At 71.0% G+C, this 21,213-nt stretch carries 18 protein-coding genes; 14 read left to right on the top strand and 4 right to left on the bottom strand.

The features are described from left to right. The first annotated feature begins 3 nt into the window (after positions 1-3). From FRAEUI1C_RS20245 to FRAEUI1C_RS20210, 8 genes are all read left to right on the top strand, one after another. Positions 4-1,737: a tannase/feruloyl esterase family alpha/beta hydrolase gene (locus FRAEUI1C_RS20245; protein ID WP_013425199.1), complete on the top strand. Its 1,734-nt coding sequence runs from the start codon at positions 4-6 to the stop codon at positions 1,735-1,737. Next, entirely contained in the window at positions 1,734-3,095 is a 1,362-nt protein-coding gene (locus FRAEUI1C_RS20240; RefSeq protein ID WP_013425198.1) for an alpha/beta hydrolase domain-containing protein, read from the top strand. The genes FRAEUI1C_RS20245 and FRAEUI1C_RS20240 overlap by 4 nt, the downstream gene beginning before the upstream one ends. A gap of 96 nt (positions 3,096-3,191) precedes the next feature. Continuing rightward, positions 3,192-4,187, top strand: coding sequence for an alpha/beta hydrolase (locus FRAEUI1C_RS20235; protein WP_013425197.1), 996 nt, complete (start codon positions 3,192-3,194; stop codon positions 4,185-4,187). Positions 4,188-4,249: 62 nt separating this feature from the next. Then, a complete protein-coding gene (locus FRAEUI1C_RS20230) occupies positions 4,250-5,995 on the top strand; it encodes a CocE/NonD family hydrolase (RefSeq protein ID WP_013425196.1) in 1,746 nt (581 codons plus the stop codon). Between the two features lie 10 nt (positions 5,996-6,005). Continuing rightward, positions 6,006-7,547: an AMP-binding protein gene (locus FRAEUI1C_RS20225; protein ID WP_013425195.1), complete on the top strand. Its 1,542-nt coding sequence runs from the start codon at positions 6,006-6,008 to the stop codon at positions 7,545-7,547. A 113-nt stretch (positions 7,548-7,660) separates the two neighbouring features. Beyond that, complete coding sequence (locus FRAEUI1C_RS20220) at positions 7,661-8,593, top strand: zinc-dependent alcohol dehydrogenase (protein ID WP_013425194.1); 933 nt, start codon at positions 7,661-7,663, stop codon at positions 8,591-8,593. 349 nt (positions 8,594-8,942) lie between these two features. Continuing rightward, positions 8,943-9,908 (top strand): TIGR03621 family F420-dependent LLM class oxidoreductase, encoded by a 966-nt coding sequence (locus tag FRAEUI1C_RS20215; RefSeq protein ID WP_013425193.1) that lies wholly within the window; start codon positions 8,943-8,945, stop codon positions 9,906-9,908. A 153-nt stretch (positions 9,909-10,061) separates the two neighbouring features. Next, positions 10,062-10,940 carry an SDR family NAD(P)-dependent oxidoreductase gene (locus tag FRAEUI1C_RS20210; protein WP_232425062.1) on the top strand — a complete coding sequence of 293 codons (879 nt, stop codon included), beginning with the start codon at positions 10,062-10,064 and terminating at the stop codon, positions 10,938-10,940. 116 nt (positions 10,941-11,056) lie between these two features. On the opposite strand, the gene FRAEUI1C_RS20205 is transcribed toward FRAEUI1C_RS20210, so the two are convergent. Further along, complete coding sequence (locus FRAEUI1C_RS20205; RefSeq protein WP_013425191.1) at positions 11,057-11,614, bottom strand: nuclear transport factor 2 family protein; 558 nt, start codon at positions 11,612-11,614, stop codon at positions 11,057-11,059. A gap of 235 nt (positions 11,615-11,849) precedes the next feature. Here FRAEUI1C_RS20205 and FRAEUI1C_RS20200 point away from each other — a divergent pair, with 235 nt between their 5' ends. The 4 genes from FRAEUI1C_RS20200 to FRAEUI1C_RS20185 all read left to right on the top strand — a co-directional run bounded on the left by FRAEUI1C_RS20200 (position 11,850) and on the right by FRAEUI1C_RS20185 (position 15,803). Next, positions 11,850-12,686, top strand: a complete 837-nt coding sequence (locus tag FRAEUI1C_RS20200; RefSeq protein ID WP_013425190.1) for a mycofactocin-coupled SDR family oxidoreductase — start codon at positions 11,850-11,852, stop codon at positions 12,684-12,686. 41 nt (positions 12,687-12,727) lie between these two features. Next, complete coding sequence (locus FRAEUI1C_RS20195; protein WP_013425189.1) at positions 12,728-13,312, top strand: carboxymuconolactone decarboxylase family protein; 585 nt, start codon at positions 12,728-12,730, stop codon at positions 13,310-13,312. A 70-nt stretch (positions 13,313-13,382) separates the two neighbouring features. Next, a complete protein-coding gene (locus FRAEUI1C_RS20190; protein ID WP_013425188.1) occupies positions 13,383-14,681 on the top strand; it encodes an acyl-CoA dehydrogenase family protein in 1,299 nt (432 codons plus the stop codon). Positions 14,682-14,720: 39 nt separating this feature from the next. Then, positions 14,721-15,803: a phosphotransferase family protein gene (locus FRAEUI1C_RS20185; protein WP_013425187.1), complete on the top strand. Its 1,083-nt coding sequence runs from the start codon at positions 14,721-14,723 to the stop codon at positions 15,801-15,803. A 33-nt stretch (positions 15,804-15,836) separates the two neighbouring features. On the opposite strand, the gene FRAEUI1C_RS20180 is transcribed toward FRAEUI1C_RS20185, so the two are convergent. The 3 genes from FRAEUI1C_RS20180 to FRAEUI1C_RS20170 are packed head-to-tail and all read right to left on the bottom strand — an operon-like array spanning position 15,837 to position 19,120. Then, complete coding sequence (locus FRAEUI1C_RS20180) at positions 15,837-17,048, bottom strand: CaiB/BaiF CoA transferase family protein (protein WP_013425186.1); 1,212 nt, start codon at positions 17,046-17,048, stop codon at positions 15,837-15,839. Next, a complete protein-coding gene (locus FRAEUI1C_RS20175; protein WP_013425185.1) occupies positions 17,045-18,142 on the bottom strand; it encodes an NAD(P)H-dependent amine dehydrogenase family protein in 1,098 nt (365 codons plus the stop codon). Before FRAEUI1C_RS20175 ends, FRAEUI1C_RS20180 begins: the two co-directional genes overlap by 4 nt. A 51-nt stretch (positions 18,143-18,193) precedes the next feature. Next, complete coding sequence (locus FRAEUI1C_RS20170; RefSeq protein ID WP_013425184.1) at positions 18,194-19,120, bottom strand: TIGR03564 family F420-dependent LLM class oxidoreductase; 927 nt, start codon at positions 19,118-19,120, stop codon at positions 18,194-18,196. Positions 19,121-19,282: 162 nt separating this feature from the next. Here FRAEUI1C_RS20170 and FRAEUI1C_RS20165 point away from each other — a divergent pair, with 162 nt between their 5' ends. Together FRAEUI1C_RS20165 and FRAEUI1C_RS20160 are read left to right on the top strand one after the other, a co-directional pair. Further along, positions 19,283-19,888, top strand: coding sequence for a TetR/AcrR family transcriptional regulator (locus FRAEUI1C_RS20165; protein WP_013425183.1), 606 nt, complete (start codon positions 19,283-19,285; stop codon positions 19,886-19,888). A 149-nt stretch (positions 19,889-20,037) separates the two neighbouring features. Then, the gene (locus FRAEUI1C_RS20160) at positions 20,038-21,054 is read left to right on the top strand and encodes an alpha/beta hydrolase (RefSeq protein ID WP_013425182.1); all 1,017 of its coding nucleotides are present in this window, start codon (positions 20,038-20,040) and stop codon (positions 21,052-21,054) included. Positions 21,055-21,213: the final 159 nt, after the last annotated feature.

Here is a 21,213-nt window from a genome sequence, read left to right as displayed (position 1 = left end):
ACCATGGACACGACATTCTTGGCGGAGTGCGCCGAGCGGGCGTTCGGAACCGACGAGCTGGTGCGGGTTCTGCTCGTCACGAGCTTCCGGGCCGGCGAGCCGCTCGTCCTTTCGGAGACGCCGGCGGCGTACACGCCGAACGCGCCGGCCGATCTCTTCCTGGTGAAACTGCTGGTCGGGCCGGGGAACCCCGGTCCCGCCGATGCCCCGTCGACGTCGCCGGGCATCGGCATCGAGGTGTGGCTGCCGCCGAAGAACCGGTGGAACGGGCGGGTCCACAACATCGGCGGCCTTGGCGGTTACGACGGTGGCCGTCACGCGTCGCCGACCGAGATCGGGTGGTTCTATGCCGCCCTGACCGCGGGTGGCGAGGGAGCGGTCTCGGCGAGCACGGATTCCGGCCACGCGTTGACGAACGGTGCCTGGGGGATGAACCCCGACGGGACGCCGGCCACGCAGTTGTGGATCGACTTCGCGCATCGGGCCATGCACGAGATGGCGGTCCGGTCGAAGGCGCTGGCTGAGGTGTTCTACGGTGCCGCGCCCCGGCGGTGCTACTACGAGGGCTCATCGACCGGGGGGCGCCACGGGTACCGGCTCGCGCAGCAGTACCCGGACGACTACGACGGCATCATCGCGAACCTGCCGACGATCAACTTCAGCGAATGGGCTCTCGCCGGTCTCTATCGGCACCTGGTGATCGAGCGCGACCTCGACGGCGTCGCGCTCACCGAGGAGCAGATGGACCTGGCCTCCAACGCCGCGATCCACGCCGGTGACCTGGTCGGGGGCGAGCACCTCGGCTACATCTTCGACAACGAGGCCTGCAGGTACGACCCGTCCCGGGACCCGGCCGTGCTGTCCGTGAGCGACGGTGGGACCAACACGTCGCCCGACGCCCTGACGACGGCGCAGGCACGGGCCGTCAACAAGATCTGGTACGGGGTGACCGACGACGGCTCGGTGCCGGACGCCGCGGCGGACAGCGGCGTCGACGTCGCGCTGGGCGGGCGCCGCTGGTACGGCATGGCGCGAGGCACCTCGCTCTACGTCGCCTACTTCACGAAGCACGACCCGCGGATGCGCGAGATCCTGCGGGAACGCGCCGCCAGTGGGGACGTGCCCGGCGCGGACCAGGCGGCGCTCATCCTGCAGGACCCGTCGATCGCCGGCCCGTCCTTCGAGAACGCGAGTGGCAAGGGCGAGGGACGCTGGCGCGACTTCTCCTACGCGCGGCTCGCCGACCTTTTCGACCGCGCGGCCGAGATGGAGCCGGCGTTCGCGCACATCGCCAGCGACAACCCGGACCTCACCGCGTTCCAGGCGCGCGGCGGGAAGTTCCTGAGCTGGCATGGCTGGAACGACGAGTCGATCCCGATACAGACGACGATGCGCTACTACGACCGGGTCGTCGAGACCATGGGTGGCCTCCAGAACGTCCAGAGCTTCTTCAGGCTCTACATCGTTCCCGGTGGCGGCCACATGTCCCCGCACGGCACCTCGAACGAGCAGGCGAATCCGCCGATCTTCGGGGGGAGCCAGCTGTACGGGCTGCTCGTCGACTGGGTCGAGAACGGCGTCGAGCCGGGCAACGTGACGATCACCTCGCCGGTGGCGAATCCGACCTCGATCACGCATCCCATCGGGCCCTATCCGGCCAGGGCGGTCTACACCGGCGGCGATCCTCGCGCCGCGTCGAGTTTCGTCATCTCAGGCAACGGAGGTGCGCAGCAGTGACGGAAGTGGCGCCCGCCGAGTTACGCCGGCTCGACCCCGGAGACTCCCACCGAGCCTTCGTGCCCGGCGGTGAGTACCACCGGCGGCCAGCCGGGGTCGACTACGTCGAAACGGAATGGCTCGCGTCCGGCACAGACGACGACGGGCACTCCTACACCACGCAGGTCTATGTCCGGCTGCCCCGCGACCCCGCACTGTTCAGCGGCACCGTGCTCGTCGAGCCGCTGCACGCGAGCGGTATCGCGCCGATCTTCATGTACAGCTCGCCCTACGTCCTGCGCTCCGGCCACGGCTGGGTATGCGTCGCCTCGCAGAAATCGGCGCTCGACACGCACGTCAAGCCGGTGTCGCCTGAGCGCTATGCGGCACTGCACATCGCCTCGGCTGCCCCGGCGCCGACGATGGCCAGGCCTGGCCCGGATCGGCGCGACCGCAACGCGTCCGGCAACCTCGGCGCGTTTCTGCAGGAGCTTCTGCGGTACAACCACGCGTCCGACGCAATTCTCGCCCAGGTCGGCGCGGCCATCCGCGGTTCGAACGGCCCGTTCACCGGCGTGCGGCATGTCCTGCTCGCCGGGCACTCACAGACCGGCAGCGTCGTCACCAACTACATCGTGAACGGCCACCGGTCCCATCGGCTCGCCGACGGTTCATCCGTGTTCGACGGATACCTCCCGACCGGCTGCCCGACCGAACGGTTCGGGCCACGGGAAGTCCCGATCATCCAGGTGATCAGCGAGGGTGACGTCGCGGACCCGGGTACCTGGTTCCACGACGGCGGGGAGCCGCGTCACTACCGCAGGCCCGACAGCGACGATCCCGGTGACCGGTACCGGCTGTACGAACTGGCCGGCGTCCCGCACATGGGAACCAGATACCCGCCGCACAACAACACGGCGTTCTGGATCGAGTTCGGTGACGCCGCCAGCCTCACCCCTGATCACGTGATGAACAGCCTGCCCCACAACGAGCTGTTCGACGTCACGCTGGACCACCTGGTGCGGTGGGTGGTCGAAGGCACGACCCCGCCGAAGGCCGATCGCATCGAGGTGACCGCTGACGGCACCTTCGCCCAGGACTCCCATGGCAACTCCGTGGGTGGCGTCCGCTGCGTCCAACTCGACGTCCCTCGTGCGAGGTACTACTCCACCCCGCTGGGCGCGGCCGGAAATCCCACCTTCAGCACGATCGGCTTCGAGATTCCCTTTGACGCCGCGACCATGAAGCAGGAGTACGGCGACTCCGCCGGCTACGCCGAGCGGTTCGGGCGGCGGCTTGACGAGATTGTCCGTGCTGGCTGGCTGCTGCCCCAGGACGCGGACGCGATGCGCTCCGACATCCAGGCCGCCACGTGGTGACGCCTGAGCGCGCCGGGCGGACGGCTGTTCTCGCACCGCTGTCGACTATTACCGGCTGAGCGGACGCTGCCCGCTGTGACACGAGAGGTGAGGGCGATGACGGACGAAGGTTCGCTCCCGGCGCTGCGGGTGCCGGAGCGCGAGGTACCGGTTCCCCCGACGGTGAGCCCCGAGGCGCGGGCGATGCTGGCGCTGGGCATGGTGGGGCCGGAGCCGGAGTGGCTCGGCGTCGAGCTCGACGCCGAGGGCTGGAAGAAGCTGGTCGCCGAGCGCGAGGCGGCCGTGATCGCCATGACGGGGGCGGGTGGCGAGTTCGTCGGTGCGACGGTCGAGGAGGAGGATCTCGGCGGTTTCGTCGTCTACAAGATCCGGCCCGATGGGGTGCCCGCGGACGACCGCCGGGTCTTCCTCGACTTCCACGGCGGCGGCTTCATCCAGGACGGCGGCCAGATCGCCTGCTCGCGGGCGGTCGACTTCGCCAAGGGCCTGGGCGCGACGGTCTGGTCGGTCGACTACCGGATGCCGCCCGACCACCCGTTCCCGACCACGGTCGACGACTGCGTGGCCGGTTACCGACGGCTGCTCGACGAACGACGGCCAGAGGAAGTCGTCATCGGCGGTTCGTCGGCGGGCGGGAACCTCGCGGCGGCCTGCGTCCTGAAAGGCCGCGACGAAGGCCTGCCGCTGCCGGCAGCGGCGGTGCTGAACACGCCCTGCACCGACCTCACGGAAAGCAGCGACAGCTGGTGGACGAATGAGGGCGTCGACACGGTGCTGCGCGGCGTCTTCGCGCCGGCCTTCGAGCTGTACGCGGGCGGCCACGACCTGAAGATCCCCTACATCTCGGTGGTGTACGCCGACCTGACCCAGGGTTTCCCGCCCACCATCCTGACCACCGGAACGCGGGACAAGCTCCTGTCGGACACGGTCCGTTTTCACCGGGCCCTGCTGCGGGCGGGTGTCGAGGCCGAACTGCACGTGTGGGAGGCCATGGGACACGCGGGCTTCCTCGGAATGTCCCCGGAGGACAACGAGCGCGCGGCGCAGATCCGCCTGTTCTGCGAGAACCACTGGGCGTCGGCCGTCGCCTGACGGCACAGCCACTGTCGGAGCCGTACCCGAAAGAACAGCCGAGCGAGGACGCGGGAGAGACCGTGGGATACCGAGTCGAGAAGAACGTCATGGTGCCGATGCGCGACGGCGTGACGCTATGCACGGACCTGTTCCTGCCGGACGGCCCGCCGGGACCGGCCCTGGTGATCCGGATGGGCTACAGCAAGGAGATGTTCGAGAAGCTGCCCCTCTCGCTCATCCCGAACGTGCTGTCGATGGTCGAGGCCGGCTATGCCGTGGTGTACCAGGAATGCCGCGGCACGTATGGCTCGAACGGCGGTTTCCGGCCGTTCATGGACGACGCCGACGACGGCTTCGACGCGGTGGAGTGGACCGCCGCGCAGCCGTGGTGTGATGGAACCGTCGGCGGCTACGGGATGTCGTACCACGGGATCACCCAGTGGGCCGCGGCCTCGCGGCGCCCACCGGCGCTCAAGGCCATCGCCCCGACGGCGGCCACCACGGACTTCTACCTCGCGCCCTGGTACAGCCCGGGCGGAGCCGTCTCCTGGGGGATGGCGCTGGGCTGGGTGGCCGCGCAGATCGTCACCCAGGGCCAGTACGCCTTCGAGCACGGCAAGGGCGACCTTGACCCACTGGTCGAGGCCGGGTCGGTGATGTTCGACCTGGAGCCGCATCTGCGCAGGTTTCCGATCACCGACCAGCCGGTGCTCGACAAGCATGCCCCCTGGTGGAAGCAGTGGTGGAAGCACCCCAGCCACGACGACTTCTGGAAGGGCATCGCACCCGGCGAGCACCTGGGCGAGATGACCACCCCGGCGCTGCACATCGTCGGCTGGTTCGACTTCTTCGCGCCCGAGACGACCCGCGCGTTCACCCGGATGCGGGCCGGCGCGGCCACGCCGGAGGCACGGGAAGGCCAGCGGCTCATCGTCGGCCCCTGGGACCACACCTATCAGGACGCGATGTACCGCGACCGCGAGTTCGGCCTGATGTCCGGCGCTCCCTACGCCGACCTCACCGGCGCGCACCTGCGGTTCTTCGACCGTCACCTGCGTGGCAACCAGGATTCGGACGTCGGCGCCAGCCCGGTGCGGATCTTCGTGATGGGCATCGACCAGTGGCGCGACGAGCAGGACTGGCCGCTGCCGGACACCCGGTACGTCGACTACTACCTCGACGGCGCGGGCCAGGCGAACACCGCCGACGGCGACGGCCTGCTGACGACGGACGTCCCAACCACCGAGACCTCGGACGGCTACCGGTTCGACCCCCACGACCCGGTGCCGACGCTGGGTGGACGGCTCAACGAGATGGGCTTCGGTGTGGCCGCCCTGCGATCGGGGCCGGCCGACCAGCGCCCGGTCGAACAACGGGCCGATGTGCTCTGCTTCAGCACACCGGTCCTCACCGAGCCCGTCGAGGTCACCGGCGATATCCGCCTCGTGCTGCACGCGTCGTCGTCGGCGCTCGACACCGACTTCACCGGCAAGCTCGTCGACGTCTTCCCCGACGGCAGAGCCATCTACCTGGCCGACGGCATCCTGCGGGCCCGCTACCGGGAGTCGCTGGCCGAGGCGAAGCTGCTCGAACCCGGCGAGGTCTACGAACTGACCCTCGACCTCGGCCCGACGTCGAACGTCTTCCTGCCGGGCCACCGCATCCGGCTGGAGGTCTCCAGCAGCAACTTCCCGCGCTATGACCGCAACACGAACACCGGCAACGAGATCGCCTACGACACCGCCACGCCGGTCGTCGCGGACAACCAGGTGTTCCACGGCCCGTCCCGGCCCAGCCGCCTCGTCCTGCCGATCATCCAGCGGTAGCGGGACGGCGATGGCGACGACCACTGACGAGGCGGTCGCGGGATGGCTCGCGACGTACGCCGCCGCGGACGCGAACGTCGCGTGGCTGCTCTGTGACCGGCATGATCCGCGGGCCGTCGCCTTCACGTTCGTCGAGCCGGACCTGTCGAGTCGCGACCTGACGTACGGCGAGCTCGCCGAGGCGTCCCGGCGGCTCGCCACGGGGCTCGCCGGGCTGGGGGTCCGGCGCGGTGACCGGGTTCCGGTGCTCATGGGCAAACGGCCGGAGCTGGTCGTGACGATGCTGGCGCTGTGGCGGTTGGGCGCCGTGCAGGTCCCGTTGTTCACGGCCTTCCAGGTCGGCGCGATCCAGACGCGGGTCGACGGGGCGAAGGCGCGCCTCGTCCTCACCGAGCCGTCGCAGCGCGCCAAGCTGGACACGCTGGCCGGCATCGACGTGCTCCAGACGGGGCCCGAGTTCGACGATCTGGTCACGAACAGCCCACCGCTGGCCGAGTCCGTCGCGGTCGGCGGCGACGGCGCCATGCTGCAGCTCTACACGAGCGGAACCACGGGCAAGCCGAAGGGCGTGGTGGTCCCGGTCCGGGCGCTCGCGGCCTTTCACTGCTACCTGCACTACGACCTCGACGTGCGGGCCGACGACGTGTTCTGGAACGCCGCCGACCCGGGCTGGGCGTACGGCATCTACTACGGGATCGTCGGTCCGCTCGCCGCCGGCCGGCGCAACCTGCTGCTGAACGCCGGCTTCTCGGCGGAGTCGACGGTGGGCCTGCTGCGCCGGTTCGGCGTGACCAACTTCGCCGCCGCCCCGACGGTGTACCGGGCGCTGAGCAAGAGCGGGCTGGTCGACGGCGGTATCGCGCTGCGGCGGGCCTCGTCGGCCGGCGAGCCGTTGACGCCGGACGTCGTGAGCTGGGCCCGGGAGGCGTTCGGCATCGAGGTCCGCGACCACTACGGGCAGACCGAGCTCGGCATGCTGATCGGCAACCACTGGAACGACGAGATCGCCGCGCCGCTGAAGGACTCCTCGATGGGCCAGCCACTGCCCGGGTACGCGGCCGGGATCGTCGACGGCCAGATCGCCATCGAGGCGGCCAGCTCGCTGTTCTGGTTCGCCGGCTACCACGAGGACGCCGGGCGGACGGCCGAGCGGTTCACCGCCGACAAGCGGTGGTACCTGACCGCGGACACCGGGCGCGTCGACGAGGACGGCTATTTCTTCTTCACCGCCCGTGACGACGACGTCATCCTCGCCGCTGGCTACCGGATCGGCCCGTTCGACGTGGAGAGCGTGCTGATCACTCATCCGGCGGTGCTGGACGTGGCGGTCGTCGGCCGGCCGGACCCGGCGGGCGTCCGCGGTGAGCAGGTCGAGGCGTTCGTCGTCCTGGCGCCGGAGATCCCCCCGAGCGACGCGCTCGCCGCCGAGCTGACGGCGCTCGTCCGCGACCAGTACTCCCGGCACGCGTACCCGCGGGCGGTCCATTTCATCGACGCGCTGCCGAAAACCCCGAGCGGGAAGGTGCAGCGCTACCTACTGCGGCAGCGGTAACGGCCATCCACACCGCACCGCTGGCCTGACAGGCACCCCGGCGGGCGCGCTCTGCTTCCCGCGTGTCCGGGGCAGTCACATCCGACGACCGCGGCGAAGGGCGTGAGAACCATATGAAGGCAGTGCGCAGGACCGATGACGGGGTCGCCGTCGTAGAAGTCGACGATCCGCCGGGCTCGGGTGAGCTCGTGCGGATCCGGTCGGCGAGCATCTGCGGCGGCGACCTGCGTCACGTCGGCCCCGGGCGCCCGATCATCGGCCACGAGCTGGCCGGGGTGCGCGAGGACGGCACGGCCGTCGTCGTCGAGGCGGTGTACGGATGCATGACCTGCGCGCGATGCCTGCAGGGCCGGTACAACCTGTGCCCGACCTGGCTGCGGCGTTCGCTGGGCGTCGCGATCGACGGGGGAATGGCTGAGCAGTTCCGTGCGCCGGCCGAGCGCCTGGTGGCGCTGCCGGCCGGGCTCGCGGTCCGGGACGCCTCGCTGGCCGAGCCGGCCGCGGTGTCCTGGCATGGCCTGCGGCTGGGCGGCACCGGCCCCGGCAGCCGGGTCGCTGTCGTCGGCGCCGGCGCGCTCGGGCTCCTGGCCGTCGCCGGCGCTCGCCGGATGGGTGCGCGGCACGTCGCGCTGGAGGCGCGGCATCCCCACCAGCGGGAGGCGGGTGACCTGCTCGGAGCATCCCTGGGCACCGGCGGCCGCTATGACGTCGTCGTCGAGGCCGCCGGATCCGACGCGAGCCTCGCTCGTGCCATCGAGCTCGTCGCCCCGGGCGGGTCGGTCGTCGTCCTCGGCGCGCAGTTCTCCGAGATCCGGATCGACCTCCAGACACTTTTCATCCGTGAGGCTCGGCTCGTGCCGTCGCTGGGCTACTGCGCCCACCGGGATGGCAGTGACCTGGCGGACGCGGCGGCCATGCTGGCCGCCGACCCGACCATCGCCGCCGCACTGATCACGCACCGGTTCCCGATCGAGGACGCGGCCGAGGCGTTTCGGGTCGCTGGTGACAGGTCACTCGGCGCCATCCGTGTCGTTCTCGAGCCCTGACCAGCCGGCCGTCGAACGATCCGGCGGAAGGAATCAGCGTCCCCGTCGTAGGTCCGCTCTGGAGCGCGGCGCGTACGGCGCTCGGCCTGTGGGCACCTCCCTCGCTTGACCAGGCGACGGGTCCGGTGTTAAACACGTGTTTAATAGATTCTCGGCGACTGTCTAAGTGATCGCCACAGTAAGTGGATGCGAATGCGGTCCGGGTGCGGACCAGAACAGCTCGCGGTTATTCGAAGCCGCCGATCGTCGTGTGAACGGAGGTACGCCATGCTGGTTCAGCCGGACCCTGAGCAAGAAGTCCTCCGGGGCGTGCCGCGCGGTCCGGCCGGCCCGGCCCGGTAGGCCGCCGATGGACGTCAAGCCTTTCCGCTTCGCGGTGCAGGGGACGCGGGCGACGTCGGCGCGCGAGTGGTACGACCTGGCGCGCAGGGCCGAGGCTCTCGGGTACTCGACACTGTTCGTGGCCGACCACTATGTCGGGCCAGGGCCGGCGGCGCGCGCGTGCAGCATGCCGCCGCAGCATCTCGCGCCGATCGCGGCGATGGCCGGGGCCGCGGCGGTGACCGAGACGCTGCGGATCGGCTGCCGGGTGTTCTGCGTCGACTACCACGTGCCGGCGGCGCTGGCGAAGGAGGCCGCGACCCTCGACCTGCTCTCGGATGGCCGGCTGGAGATGGGCATCGGCGCCGGGGTGCAGGTCAACGAGTACAAGGCGCTGAACATCCCCTTCGATCCCGGAAGGATCCGCGTCGATCGGTTGGAGGAGATGGTCGCCCTGCTGAAGGCGCACTGGTCCGGCGAACCGATCGAGGCGCACGGCGAGCACGTGAGGGTCAGCGGCTACCGCGGCCTGCCACTGCCGGTACAGAGGCCGCGGCCGCCGTTGATGATCGGCGGGAACCGCAGGCGCGTTCTGTCGCTGGCGGCGCGGGAGGCCGAGATCGTCAGCATCTCCAGCGTGCCGTTCGACCCGGTCAACGCGGCGGGCCGAACCCCGATGCAGGAGGCCGCGCACCGCTACGCGATCGTCAGGGAGGCTGCGGGGGAGCGCCTCGGTGGGCTGGAGATCGAGGGTTCGCCCTACTTCACGATCGTCACCGACCGGCCCGAGTCGGCGTACGCGGACATCGCCGGCTGGATCTCCGTCGACGAGAAGGTGCTCCCGCACCACCCGAATGTCCTGGTGGGCACGCCCGACGAGATGGCGAACAAGCTGCTGGCGAACCGGGATGCCTTCGGTACCAGCTACGTCACCGTCCCGCAGAACGCCATCGACACGTTCGCGCCGCTGGTCGAACGGCTGCGCGGACGATGACGAGCGACGAGCTGAGCCCACCAACGACCACCAGCAGGGAGATGAGGTAGACGCATGGCTGGAAGGCTCGCGGGCAAGGTGGCGGTGGTGACGGGGTCCGGCATGGGAGCGGCGAAAGGCATTGCCGTCGGCCTGGCTCGAGAAGGCGCCAGAGTGGTCACCAACAACCGCAAGCCCGGCTCGGTCGGTCTGTCAGCGTGGGCGAACAGCGACGACACCGAGAGTCTGCTGACCGACGACGACAGGCGGCTGATCGAGTCGCTGAGTGGTGACGCCCGGACGACCGCGGACCAGATCGTGGCCGAAGGTGGTGAGGCGGTCCCGTTCTTCGGTGACCCGGGCGACGTCGAGGTGGCCGGTGCGCTCGTCCAGACCGCGGTGGAGACGTGGGGCAGGGTCGACATCCTGGTCAACGGTGCCGCGGGCTCGGGTTTTGGTCCTTTTCTGAAGCTGACGCCGGAGGACTGGTTCCTGCAGACTCACGCGAAGCTCACCGGGACCTACAACACGATGCACCATGCCCTGCCGCTCATGAGGCGTCAGGGTTTTGGCCGGGTGCTGAACGCGTCCTCGGACGCCTGGGTCGGCCTGCCGATGCTCGCGGCCTACAGCGCCGCGAACGCCGGCGTGGTCGGCCTGACCAGGGCGGTTGCCCAGGAGGTGCGGGGGAGCGGCATCACCTGCAACGTGTTCTGTCCCCGGTCGATCTCCCGCAACCACGTCAACTGGCGGGCCTCGATGCGCCGGCAGTTGGCGAAGGGCGGCCCCGAGATGGAGGCCCTCCGGCACCGTCTCGAAAGAGAGGACAGGGACCACCAGGCGCCGGAGAACCTCGGCCCGTTTCTCGCGTATCTCGCCTCCGACGCGGCCGCCGGGATCAACGGCGAGGTCTTCTCGGTGACGGCGGGTGGCCGTGTCGCCCAGTACGACGGATTCACGATCGTCTCCGAGATCGAGAAACGCGAAGCGCCCTGGACCGTGGACGAGCTGGAAACGATAGTCCCGGAGCTGCTCCTGAAAGGCGATGTTTGATCGCGAGTGTGGCCCTCAGGTGGATGTGAAATCGGCGCGATTCACAACCACCTGAGGGCCAAATCAGCGATCATCGAACCGTGGCCGGTCCCGGGTGGCCGGCCGGCCGGACGCGATTACCAGCGGACGGCGGGCCCGGTGTCCGGTAGCAGCGGGCGGGCGTAGGACAGGTCTTCGGTGTCCCAGGTGCCCTTGAGGAAGCCCTGGAACGCGCCGGAGTGCAGGAAGGAGGCGTCGGCGGTGAAGGCCCACTCGATCGTGCAGCGCCGCAGCGCGATCTTCCAGACGCCGTCGCGGCGTTCCAGCCGGTCGAGGTAGCGGCCGCCCATGAAGGCCAGCGTCTTCTCGTCGCGGCCGACCATGGTGCCGATGACATAGCTCTCGGCGTGCGCGACGTCGCCGTCGATCTCACAGGTATGCGTCGTGATGTTGTGCAGGTGGTCGGCGAACACCATCGAGTGCTGCTTGTTCGACCACGGACCGTAGGCGGCGCCCACGTTCGAGACCGAGCCGTGCTCGTCGATCCCGTCCTCGTGCAGCACGCTCGTCATCAGCTCGACGTCGTGACGGTCATGGCCACGCGACTGCTTGTTCACAGTGTCGAGGATGTCCTGCCGGTCCCGCAGGAAGCGGACCTCGCGCCGCAGCTCCTCGATCTCGGTGTCGGTGCTCATGCTGCTCCCTGGTCACTGCTGCTGCCGAGACGGCCGGGATCTCGTGACCGCTCGGGCAAAGATTGTCTGGACAGCCGTCCACGCATGTTGAGCACGTGTTTAACATCGGCGTATCCCAATGGTCAAGCGACGTTGGCGCGGGCAAAACCAGGCCCGGGCACGTGCAGATCTTGCTGATCGACCCCGCCCACTGTACGGTCGTTCAGCACGTGTCTGCCGGAAGAGTGGGGTAGCAATGTCTGGACGGGTTGAGGGCAAGGTCGCGTTCATCACGGGGGCGGCGCGAGGCCAGGGCCGTGCGCACGCGGTGCGTCTCGCGCAGGAGGGCGCCGACATCATCGCGATCGACATCTGCAAGCCGCTCGACGGCGTCGACTTCCAGATGTCGACCCCCGCGGACCTCGCGGAGACGGTCCGCCTCGTGGAGAAGACCGGCCGCCGGATCCACGCCGCGCAGGCCGACGTCCGCGACCACGACACGATGAAGGCCGTCGTCGACGAGGGCGTCGCCGAGTTCGGCCGCCTCGACATCGTCATCGCGAACGCCGGCATCGGCGCGACCGGGGCCCTGCTGCACAAGATGGACGAGAAGACCTGGCACGACACGATCGACATCAACCTCACCGGCGTGTGGCTGACCACCAAGGTCTCGATCCCGCACATCCTCGCCGGCAAGCGCGGCGGGTCGATCATCCTGACCAGCTCGGCCGGCGGGCTGATGGCCCACCCCCACATCGGCCACTACATCGCCGCGAAGCACGGCGTCGTCGGCATCATGCGCACCCTCGCCCTGGAGCTCGGCTCCCGCAACATCCGGGTCAACTCGCTGCACCCGACCCAGGTCAACACCCCGATGACGATCCACGAGGGCACGTTCAAGATGTTCCGCCCCGACCTGGAGAACCCGACGATCGACGACTTCGCGGTCGTCTCCCAGAACATGCACCTGCTGCCCACCCCCTGGGTGGAGCCGGAGGACATCGCCAACGCCGCCCTGTTCCTCGCCTCCGAGGAAGGCCGCTTCCTGACCGGCGTGACCCTCCCCGTCGACGCCGGCGCCCTGCTCAAGTAGGCCGCGGCGAGCGGCAACCAGCTGCGCGAAGGGAACGGCCCATGGCTCGAATTCCACCCCTGCCGCCGCGGGAATGGCCCGCCGAGATGCGCCAGGCGCTGGCCGCGATCGACCCGGTCACCCGGGGGCTGCCGGCGCCGGACCTGACCCGACGGCCGAGCGGGCGCGACGTGCTCGCCTCGCTGGCGCACCACCCGGACCTGGCCCGCGCCATCATGGTTCTCAACGGCTACGTCCTGCTGGACAGCACACTCAGCACCCGTCAGGTGGAGATCCTCGCCCTGCGGGTCGCGGCGCGCCGCGCGTCGCCGTACCTGTGGGCGCAGCACCTGTTCGCGGGCCGGGAGGCGGGGCTCACCGACGAGGAGATCGCGCGCGTCGCGTTCGGGCCGAAGGCGCCCTTCCTCGTGCCGCTGGAACGCGCGCTGCTGTGCGCGGTCGACGACCTCGTCGACGACGGCGCCGTGTCGGACTCCACCTGGGAGTCGCTCGCCGCCGGGCTTGACGTGCGGCAGCTCCTCGATGTCATTGTCACGGTTGGCTGTTACGCGACGATGGCCTCGTTCATGACCTCGCTGGACCTTGAGCCCGACCCCCGCATCCCGGAGCTGCTGGCGGGCGGCTGAGGCCGCGACGGTCGAGAGCGCGTCGCAGCGGCACGGGCGCGCTGGTACTGGTGAGGGTGAGGGAGCGGGCATGGCCTGGGGTTTCGAGACCGATCCAGAGTTTCAGGCCGAGCTGGACTGGGTCGACGCCTTCGTGCGCGACGAGGTCCAGCCGGTCGACCTGCTCATCGGCAACGCGCGCGACCTGCGCGACCCGCTGCGCGCGGAGCTGATCCCGCCGCTGCAGCAGAAGGTCCGGGAGCGCGGCCTGTGGGCCTGTCATCTCGGCCCGGAACTGGGCGGCCCGGGGTACGGGCAGCTCAAGCTCGCGTTGATGCACGAGATCCTCGGCCGTTCGCCCGCCGCGCCGGTGGTGTTCGGCTGCCAGTCGCCCGACTCCGGGAACGCGGAGGTGCTCGCTCGGTTCGGCACCGACGACCTGAAGAAGCGCTATCTGGAGCCTCTGGTCGACGGCCGGATCGTGTCGGCGTTCTCGATGACCGAGCCGCAGGGCGGCAGCGACCCGACCGGGTTCACCACCCGCGCCGCGCTCGACGGCGACGAGTGGGTGATCAACGGGGAGAAGTGGTTCTCCAGCCACGCGCGGTTCGCGTCGTTCCTCATCGTGCTCGCGGTCACCGATCCCGACGCCGCTCCGCACCGCCGTCAGTCGATGTTCGTCGTCCCGGCGGACACCCCGGGCATCACGAACGTGCGCAATGTCGCCGTCGCCGGCCAGGCCGACGCGGACGGCGCGCATGCCTACCTGCGTTACGACGACGTCCGCATCCCCGCCGACCACCTGCTCGGCGAACGTGGCCAGGGTTTCGCCGTCGCGCAGACCCGCCTGGGTGGCGGCCGGATCCACCACGCGATGCGCACCGTCGGGCTGGTCCGCGAGGCGTTCGACATGATGTGCGAGCGCGCGCTGTCCCGGGTCACGAAGGGCGAGCAGCTGGCCCGCAAGCAGCTGGTCCAGGCGATGATCGCCGACTCCTGGATCGAGATCGAGCAGTTCCGCCTGCTGGTGCTGCGGACCGCGTGGCGGATCGACCAGTACAACGACTACAGCCGGGTCCGCGCCGACATCGCCGCGGTCAAGGCCACGATGCCCAAGGTGCTGCACGACGTGGCCGCCCGGGCCGTGCAGATCCACGGCTCGCTCGGAATCTCCAACGAGATGCCGTTCGGCGCGTGGGTGCTGGAAAGCTTCCAGATGGGCCTGGCCGACGGCGCCACCGAGGTCCACAAGACGAACCTCGCCCGCACCCTGCTCGCCGGCTACGCGCCGGCCGACGGCCTGTTCCCGTCCGGGCACCTGCCGGCGCGGCGTGCCGCCGCCCGGGAGCGCTTCGCCGCGCGGATCGAGCGGGCCGTTCATGCCGGCTAGCGCGGTGGCCGGCCCTGACTCGACGCCGGCGGCCCGGCGATGACCGAACCGTCCGTGGCCGGCGTCCCGCCCGAGGTGGCGCCCGTCCGGCCCGGCCAGGAGCTGCCCTGGGACCAGGTCAGGGAGTACCTCACGCCGCGGCTCGACGTCGAGGGGCCGATGGAGGTCCTGCAGTTCCCGAACGGCTCGGCGAACCTGACCTACCTCGTCCGGTTCGGGGACCGCCGGTTCGTGCTGCGCCGGCCGCCGTTCGGGGTGCTGGCGCCCGGTGCGCACGACATGCGCCGCGAGCACCGGGTGCTGTCCCGGCTGTGGCGGGTGTACGACCGGGCGCCGCGCGCGTTCCTGTTCTGCGAGGACACCGACGTCGCCGGCAGCCACTTCCTGGTGAGCGAGTACCGGCCGGGCATCGTCGTCTGGGGAACGATCCCCGCCGAGCTCGGCGGCCCCGCCGACGGCCGTGAGCTCGGTTTCGCCACCGTCGACGCCCTCGCGGACCTGCACGCCGTCGACCCGGCCGACTGCGACCTCGACCGGCTCGGGCGCCCCGACGGGTTCCTCGAACGCCAGCTGTCCGGCTGGCGCGACCGCTGGCAGCGCGTCGCCCCCTGGGCCGAGCCCGCCCACGACGACGCGATGGTCGCGGCCGCGGACCTGCTCGCCGCGCGCCTGCCCGCGAGCGCCACCGCGACGCTCGTCCACAACGACTTCAAAATCAACAACTGCCAGTTCGCCGCGGGCCGCCCCGACCGGGTCGCCTCCGTCTTCGACTGGGACATGGCCACGCTCGCCGACCCTCTCGTCGACCTCGGGACCCTGCTCAACTACTGGCCCGACCCGGCCGACACCGACGACGACCACGCCGCCTCCGACCCCGGGCTGGAGACGCTGGGCCTGCCGACCCGCGCCGAGGTCGTCGACCACTACGCCCGCCGCGGGGTCGCCGACCCCGCGGCGATCTCCTGGTACGAGTCGTTCGCCTGCTGGCGGATCGCGATCATCCGTCAGCAGCTCTACGCCCGCTATGCCCGCGGTGAGACGACCGACGAACGGATGGCCGAACGCGGAGCCGGGGTCGGCATGATGTCCGCCCGCGCGCTGCGCATCCTGCGGGACGCCTGACCCGGGCGCTGGCTCAGGTCAGGCGCGGCCCGGTCAGATCACGCCGTCGCGGCGCCAGCTCGCGAGCTCGGCGGGGGAGTAGCCGAACTCGGCCAGCACCGCGTCGGTGTGCTCGCCCAGGCCCGGGACCTCTCCCATCGACGGCGTCCAGGTCGCGGCGATCGGTGGGGGCAGCACCGCGCGGAACTCCCCGTGCGGGGTCGCCACGGGTCGCCACCGATCGCGGGCGGCCAGCTGGGGGTGATCGATCAGGTCCTGGACGCCGTTGAGCCGGGCGTTCCCGAGCGCGGCGGCGTCGAGCGTCTCCTGGGCCTCCTTCAACGTGACGCCGCCGGTCCACGTGCTGATGGCCGCGTCGACCCGGGCGCGGTCGGCCACCCGTCCGGAGTTGGTGGCCAGGGCCGGGTCGTCGGCGAGATCGGCGCGTTCGAGCACGGTCCGGGCCAGCCGCTGCCACTCGCCGTCGTTGGTCGTTCCCAACACGACCGTCTGGTCGTCGGACGTCCGGTAGGTGCCATAGGGCGCGACGGCCGGAGAGCCGACCCAGGCCGGCTCCTGCTCGACCCCGGTGCCCATCGTGTAGTTGACCTGGTAGCCCATCCACTCGGCGACGACGTCGAACATGCCGATCGTGAGGGCCTCGCCCCGGCCGGTCGCGGCCCGGCCGTGCAGCGCGCCGAGGATCCAGCTCAGCGCGTACATGCCGGTGGCGAGGTCGATCATCGCGATCCCCGGCTTGGCCGGCTGTCCCGGGCCGCCGGTGACCGCGCAGGAGCCGCCCTCGGACTGGACCAGCATGTCGTAGGCCCGCTTGTGCGACAGCGGGCCGCCCTCGCCGTAGCCGGAGATGTCGACGGCGACGAGCCGGGGGTGGCGGGCGACCGCCTGGGCCGCGTCGAGCCCACGGCGGGCCGCCGCGCCGGGGGCGAGGTTCTGGATGAGCACGTCGGCGCGGGCGAGCAGGCGCTCCAGCGCCGCGGCGCCGCGCGGGTCGGCGATGTTGAGGCCGACCGACTCCTTGCCCCGGTTGCACCAGACGAAGTGCGCGGCCATGCCGGCCTGCGCGTCGTCGTAGTGGCGGGTCATGTCGCCGCCGCGCGGATTCTCGATCTTGATGACCCGGGCGCCCATGTCCGCCAGGTGGCGCGTCGCCATCGGGGCCGCCACCGCCTGCTCCAGGCCGACGACGAGCAGCCCCTCCAGGGGGCGCCGGCCCGAGCCTGGCTCGCGCCCGGTGGTGGTCACCGGGCGACCGGCAGCGGGCCGCGCCAGGTGGTGCCCTCGTGGAACAGGCCCTGGGGCCGTCCCAGCGGGAGGTCCAGGTGCGTACGGATCCCGGGCGCCGCGGCGACGACGTCATGGATCAGGTTCACGACGGACATGCCGGTCCAGATCCGGCCCGGGTACCCCGGATCGCCGGTCGCGCTGGGCTCGAGCGGCTCCAGGGTGATCCGGGTGGCCGGCTCGCCGAGGAACTCGACGATGTAGCGGTTCGAGCCCTCCCGGATGGCGGGCGTCAGCCCGTCGGCCATCTTCCACTCCGAGACGAAGACGATGGCGGGCCGGCCGTCGACGATCGCCTCCCAGCGGCGGCGGATGCCGGCCACCTTCCCGGCGGGGATCGCGCCGGCGGCGATGGTGATGTCCCGGTCGGCGACGGCCATGGTCAGCTCGTGGGTGTTGCGCTCGACGCGCAGGCCCAGCGCCGCGGCCAGCAGGGCGATGGACTCCTCGTACGGGGCGTCGACCTCGCCCGTGACGGCGGTGGCGTGCTTGTGGGCCTCCTCAGGCGAGAGCCCGAAGCCGAACAGGCCGAAGAGCAGCTCGGCCTGCGGATGCTCGCTGAAGTCGCAGACCTCGGTCACGACCACCTGGTCGATGCGGCTGATCAGCCGCGAGGTGACCAGCGGCAGGATGTCGCCGGCGAAGCCCGGGTGCACACCGCCGCCGTGCAGCGTGGTCCCACCGGCCTGACAGGCCGCCTCCAGCCGCTGCGTCCGCTCGTCCTCGGGCGGCGGGAAGGTGAGGCCGACGGCCGTGACGACGTTCTTCCCCGACCGCAGCAGCCGCTCCAGGTCCTCGACGTCGACCGCCAGCGGCAGGTAGTTCACGCAGTCGGCCTCCAGCGCGAAGAGCGCCTCCTTGTCGGTCGTCGCCGGGACGCCGACCGGGCCGATGCCGGCGAGTAATCCCGCGTCGACGCCCTCCTTCGCCGCGGACGTCGTGTAGACGCCGACCAGCTCGAATCTCGGGTTCGCCACGAGATGCCGGATCGCGATCTGGCCGATCTTGCCGGTGCACCACTGGATGACCCGGACAGGACGAGAAAGCTCAGTCATCAGACGCTCCCCTGAGAAGTGGCCGAAGCCAACCCGGTTGCGGCCGCGCGGTCAGCTGGCCGATTCCCTGGCCAGAGAGCTGAGAAGGTCCCGGCCACGCTTCAAGGATGACCGCGCGTCGCTTCCGGCCGGGACGATGTGCGCGTGGATGTCGGTCGCGCCGGCATCGAGAAGCCCGCGCAGCTGCGCCTCGACGGACGCCTCGTCGCCGACGATCGCCGCCTCGGCCGCGCTGTCGGCACCACCGATGGCCATGATCCGCTGGTAGGCGGGCGAGCTGGCGTAGACGACCGACTGTGCCGCGACGGCCGCGCGGGCCTCCTGCTCGTCGTCGTGCACACAGATCGGCAGGCCCGCGACGATGCGCGGCGCGGGCCGGCCCGCGTCCCGCGCGGCCGCGGCGAGCCGCGGCTCGACGTGCTTCTCGATCGCGGCCGCCGGAGCCATCCAGAGGATCGCGCCGTCCGCGTACTCGCCGGCGACCCGCAACATCCGCGGCGAGAGCGCCGCGAGCAGTACCTGGACCGGGTGGGCGAGCCGAACCGTCGCGGCCGGCACTCGGGTGGTCCACTCCTGGCCGGTGAAGTCGACGGCCTCGCCGCGCAGCAGGGCGGTGAGGATCCGCAGGTACTCCTCCGTGTTGCGGCCCGGGTGGTCGTAGGACAGGCCGTACATGCCCTCGATGTTCGCCTGGTGCGACGGGCCCAGGCCGATCGTCAGGCCGGCGCGTCCCATCGCCGCCGCGGCCCCGGCGATGCGCTGCGCCTGCAGCAGCGGGTGGCAGGGGTAGGTCTGCAGCACGGCGGTACCCAGCTCGACCGCGGTCGTCTCCCGGCCGGCCAGCGCCATCGAGACCAGCGGGTCCCCCTGGACGACGCTCGCGTACCACAGCGAGTGGAAGCCGTCGGCCTGCGCCTTCCGCGCCTGGTCGACCAGTTTGTCCGGCGTCGAGCCGCCGCCGCCCAGACCTATCCGCATCCATGTCCTCCGAAGGGTCGAGCCACTGAACCCGCCTTGGCGCCGCTCGGGCGCCCGGCGGCGCCGGCCCGGCCGCCGCGCTGCCCGGCGGTGAGACTGAAGCCACGTTGGTTGAACGGTAGTTCAGCACGGCGGCCGGGCCGCGTCAACCAGAATGGGGGCATGTCCAGCCCACGCCGCACCGGCACCGAGAGCTCGCAGACCCGCGCACTGCTGCTCGACGTCACCGAACGACTGATGCGCGAGGACGGCTACGCGGCCGTGAGCTCGCGCAGCGTCGCGAGGATCGCGGGCGTCACGCCGGCGCTGATCCACTACTACTTCCCGACGCTGGACGACCTGTTCCTCGCCGTCTTCCGGCGCGGGGCCGAGAAGAACCTGGAACGACAGACCCGGCTGCTCGCGTCACCACACCCGCTGCGCGACCTGTGGGAGTTCAGCATCGATGCCGGCGCGACGGCCCTGCTGACCGAGTTCATGGCCCTGGCGAACCACCGCAAGACCATCCGGCACGAGATCGCCGACTACTCGCGGAAGTTCCGCCGCCAGCAGGCGCAGCTGCTCGCGGACCGGCTGCCCGACCTCGGGCTCGACCTCGACGATGTCCCGCCCGCCGCGCTCCTGTTCCTCGTCGGTGCCGTCTCGGCCGGGCTGGTCTCGGAGGACCTGCTCGGGCTCTCCGAAGGCCACGCCGAGACCATCGCTCTCGTCGACCGCCTGCTGAGCAGACTTGGCGGCGACCCGCCCGCCGGCGACGCCGGCGCCTGAGCCTCCTTTCGGTGTAGCCGGCCCGCTCGTCGCTGTGCTAAACAGTCGGTCAACATCCCTGACCGGCTGTTCAACATGGGTCGGCCTCCATGGACGGCGCGAACTCGGCCCGATAGCCGCCTCTACGTCGACCGACACCGGAGCGAGCGATGACACCCAGCACGACCGGACCGGCCTTACACGTTCCGGCCCGCGACATTCCTGTCCCGACGTCCGTGAGCCCCGAGGCGCAGGCGGTGCTCGCCCTGGGCCTGGTCGGCCCGCCGCCCGTGTGGCCGGCGCTGGACGACCCCGACGGGTGGCGGACGTACGTCGCCGAGCAGGAGAAGCAGGCGCTCGGCCTGTTCGACTTCACCAAGCCGGCGGACGGCGCCCAGGTCGAGGACCTCGACGTTGATGGCGTCCGTGTCTACGCGGTGACCCCGGACGGCGTCGCCGCCGACGACGAGCGCGTCTATCTGGAGATCCACGGCAGCGGGTTCATCGCGGGCGGCGGGGCGATGTGCCGCTCGATGGCCGTCGACACGGCGAAGCAGGTGCGCGCGACGGTGTGGTCGGTCGACTACCGGATGCCGCCCGGCCACCCGTACCCGGCGGCGCTGGACGACTGCCTGGCCGTCTACCGGACGCTGCTGGCCGACCGCCGTCCCGGCCAGGTCATCATCGGGGGTCCGTCGGCTGGCGGGAACCTGGCGGCCGCGCTGATCCTGCGGGCCCGCGACGAGGGGCTGCCGCTGCCGGCCGCCGCGGTGCTGGCGACCCCGGCGGTCGACCTCACCGGCGCGGGCGACTCCTGGCGGACGAACCTCGGCATCGACAACACGCTCACCGGCAGCTTCGAGCCCCCCTTCGCGCTCTACGCGGGCGGCCACGACCTGCGCGACCCCTACCTCTCGCCCCTGTTCGGTGACCTGTCCAAGGGCTTCCCCCCGACCATCCTGCTCACCGGCACCCGCGACCTCCTGCTGTCCGACACCGTCCGCATGCACCGCGCGCTGCGCGCCGCCGGCATACCCGCCGACCTGCACGTCTTCGAGGCCGCCGGCCACGCGATGTTCTTCGGGACCGCGCCCGAGGAGCGCGAGCGCACCCGGGAGATCCGCGCGTTCTGCGACCGACACTGGTCCCGCTCGTCCCCGGTTGACGCTGCCGAGCCCGAATGCTAAACATGTGTTCAGCAGGCGTGTGAACCTGGTCGAGGGGCCGTCCGGCACAAGGCCCCGTGGTGGTTCCGCGAGTCGTCCCCGGGGCGCGCGGTCGGCCGATGTGCTGGCTGGGCCGTTCCGCGGGCGTCGCCCCGATGTGCTGGTGGGCCTCGACAGTGG

The organism is Pseudofrankia inefficax (assembly GCF_000166135.1).
Lineage (GTDB): Bacteria > Actinomycetota > Actinomycetes > Frankiales > Frankiaceae > Pseudofrankia > Pseudofrankia inefficax.
Note: the sequence above shows the minus strand (reverse complement) of the source record. Positions and strands in the feature narration are given on the sequence as shown.

What these genes read in the sequence shown, in the direction of transcription:
- FRAEUI1C_RS20195 (WP_013425189.1), top strand. Translation starts at nt 12,728, where the DNA reads ATGGCTCGAATTCCACCCCTGCCGCCGCGGGAATGGCCCGCCGAGATG.
- FRAEUI1C_RS20205 (WP_013425191.1), bottom strand. Translation starts at nt 11,614, where the DNA reads ATGAGCACCGACACCGAGATCGAGGAGCTGCGGCGCGAGGTCCGCTTC.
- FRAEUI1C_RS20215 (WP_013425193.1), top strand. Translation starts at nt 8,943, where the DNA reads ATGGACGTCAAGCCTTTCCGCTTCGCGGTGCAGGGGACGCGGGCGACG.
- FRAEUI1C_RS20200 (WP_013425190.1), top strand. Translation starts at nt 11,850, where the DNA reads ATGTCTGGACGGGTTGAGGGCAAGGTCGCGTTCATCACGGGGGCGGCG.
- FRAEUI1C_RS20170 (WP_013425184.1), bottom strand. Translation starts at nt 19,120, where the DNA reads ATGCGGATAGGTCTGGGCGGCGGCGGCTCGACGCCGGACAAACTGGTC.
- FRAEUI1C_RS20165 (WP_013425183.1), top strand. Translation starts at nt 19,283, where the DNA reads ATGTCCAGCCCACGCCGCACCGGCACCGAGAGCTCGCAGACCCGCGCA.
- FRAEUI1C_RS20160 (WP_013425182.1), top strand. Translation starts at nt 20,038, where the DNA reads ATGACACCCAGCACGACCGGACCGGCCTTACACGTTCCGGCCCGCGAC.
- FRAEUI1C_RS20185 (WP_013425187.1), top strand. Translation starts at nt 14,721, where the DNA reads ATGACCGAACCGTCCGTGGCCGGCGTCCCGCCCGAGGTGGCGCCCGTC.
- FRAEUI1C_RS20245 (WP_013425199.1), top strand. Translation starts at nt 4, where the DNA reads ATGGACACGACATTCTTGGCGGAGTGCGCCGAGCGGGCGTTCGGAACC.
- FRAEUI1C_RS20190 (WP_013425188.1), top strand. Translation starts at nt 13,383, where the DNA reads ATGGCCTGGGGTTTCGAGACCGATCCAGAGTTTCAGGCCGAGCTGGAC.
- FRAEUI1C_RS20225 (WP_013425195.1), top strand. Translation starts at nt 6,006, where the DNA reads ATGGCGACGACCACTGACGAGGCGGTCGCGGGATGGCTCGCGACGTAC.
- FRAEUI1C_RS20220 (WP_013425194.1), top strand. Translation starts at nt 7,661, where the DNA reads ATGAAGGCAGTGCGCAGGACCGATGACGGGGTCGCCGTCGTAGAAGTC.
- FRAEUI1C_RS20175 (WP_013425185.1), bottom strand. Translation starts at nt 18,142, where the DNA reads ATGACTGAGCTTTCTCGTCCTGTCCGGGTCATCCAGTGGTGCACCGGC.
- FRAEUI1C_RS20235 (WP_013425197.1), top strand. Translation starts at nt 3,192, where the DNA reads ATGACGGACGAAGGTTCGCTCCCGGCGCTGCGGGTGCCGGAGCGCGAG.